The 1,975-nt window shown below is 70.4% G+C and carries 1 protein-coding gene; it reads right to left on the bottom strand.

Annotated elements, in window-relative coordinates:
* Window positions 1–1,961 (bottom strand): acetate--CoA ligase (gene acs / locus ABZW30_RS46895; RefSeq protein ID WP_355677478.1); only part of this gene is annotated, 1,961 nt, incomplete at its 3' end.
* Window positions 1,962–1,975 lie beyond the last annotated feature (14 nt).

Here is a 1,975-nt window from a genome sequence, read left to right as displayed (position 1 = left end):
GGGAGCTGGGCCTGGATCTGGCTCATCACGGTGCTGTCGGCGAGGGTGGTGGTGTCACCGACCTCGCGGCCCTCGGCGATGTCGCGCAGCAGACGGCGCATGATCTTGCCGGAGCGGGTCTTCGGCAGCTCGCCGACGACCTTGATCTGCTTCGGCTTGGCGATCGGGCCGAGCGTGCGGCCGACGTGTGCGCGCAGCTCCTCGACCAGTTCCGGGGTCTCGGTGACGCCGCCGCGCAGGATCACGAAGGCGACGATGGCCTGGCCGGTGGTGGCGTCGGTGGCGCCGACCACGGCGGACTCGGCCACCGAGGAGTGTCCGACCAGGGCCGACTCGACCTCGGTGGTGGAGATGTTGTGGCCCGAGACGAGCATGACGTCGTCGACCCGGCCGAGCAGCCAGATGTCGCCGTCCTCGTCCCTCTTGGCGCCGTCACCGGCGAAGTAGCGCCACCCGCCGCCGGGCGCAGATTGGCTGGGGCCGAAGCGCGACCAGTAGGTGTCGATGTAGCGCTGGTCGTCGCCCCAGATGGTGCGCAGCATGGACGGCCAGGGCTCGGTGAGGACGAGGTAGCCGCCGGAGCCGTTGGGGACCTCGTTGGCCTCGTCGTCGACGACGGTGGCCGCGATGCCCGGCAGGGCGCGCTGGGCCGAGCCCGGCTTGGTCTCGGTGACGCCGGGCAGGGGGCTGATCATGATCGCGCCGGTCTCGGTCTGCCACCAGGTGTCCACGATCGGGCAGGTGCCGCCGCCGATGTGCTCCCGGTACCAGATCCACGCCTCGGGGTTGATCGGCTCGCCGACGCTGCCCAGCACCCGCAGCGAGGACAGGTCGAACTTCGCGGGGATGTCGTCGCCCCACTTCATGAAGGTGCGGATCGCGGTCGGCGCGGTGTAGAGGATCGTCACGCCGTACTTCTGGACGACCTCCCAGAAGCGGCCCTGGTGCGGGGTGTCCGGGGTGCCCTCGTAGATCACCTGGGTGGCGCCGTTGGAGAGCGGGCCGTAGACGATGTACGAGTGGCCGGTGACCCAGCCGATGTCGGCGGTGCACCAGTAGACGTCGGTCTCCGGCTTGAGGTCGAAGACCGCGTGGTGGGTGTAGCTGGCCTGGGTGAGGTACCCGCCGGAGGTGTGGAGGATGCCCTTGGGCTTCCCGGTGGTGCCCGAGGTGTACAGGATGAACAGCGGGTGCTCGGCGTCGTGCGCCTCGGGGGCGTGCTCGACGCACTGGCGCGCGGTGATCTCGTGCCACCACACGTCACGGCCCTGGGTCCAGGCGATCTCCTGCCCGGTGCGGCGGACCACCAGGACGTGCTCGACGCCGTCGACCTTGGTGAGGGCCTCGTCGATGGCCGGCTTGAGGGCGGAGGGCTTGCCGCGGCGGTAGCCGCCGTCGGCGGTGATGACCAGTTTGGCCTGCGCGTCCTGGATGCGGGAGGCCACGGCGTCGGCGGAGAAGCCGCCGAAGACCACCGAGTGGGTGGCGCCGATCCGGGCGCAGGCCAGCATCGCGACGACCGCCTCGGCGATCATCGGCAGGTAGACCGCCACCCGGTCGCCCTTGCGCACGCCGAGCTCCAGCAGCGCGTTGGCGGCCTGCGAGACCTCGTCCTTGAGCTGGGCGTAGGTGATCGAGCGGCTGTCGCCGGGCTCGCCCTCGAAGTGGATCGCGACCCGGTCGCCCAGGCCGTTCTCGACGTGGCGGTCGACGCAGTTGTAGGCCACGTTGAGCTTGCCGTCGGCGAACCACTTGGCGAAGGGCGGGTTGGACCAGTCGAGCGTCTCGGTGGGCTCGACCGCCCAGCTCAGACGGCGGGCCTGCTCGGCCCAGAAGCCCAGACGGTCCTCGGAGGCCTGTGTGTACGCGGCCGCGGTCACGTTGGCGGCTGTGGCGAGCTCTGTCGGCGGGGCGAAACGCCGCTCCTCCTTGAGCAGGTTGGCCAGGCTCTCGTTCCTCAACGCGCACTCCTCAT

Source organism: Kitasatospora sp. NPDC004669 (assembly GCF_040609455.1).
In the GTDB taxonomy this organism is placed as follows: domain Bacteria; phylum Actinomycetota; class Actinomycetes; order Streptomycetales; family Streptomycetaceae; genus Kitasatospora.
This window is presented reverse-complemented; position numbering and strand designations above follow the sequence as displayed.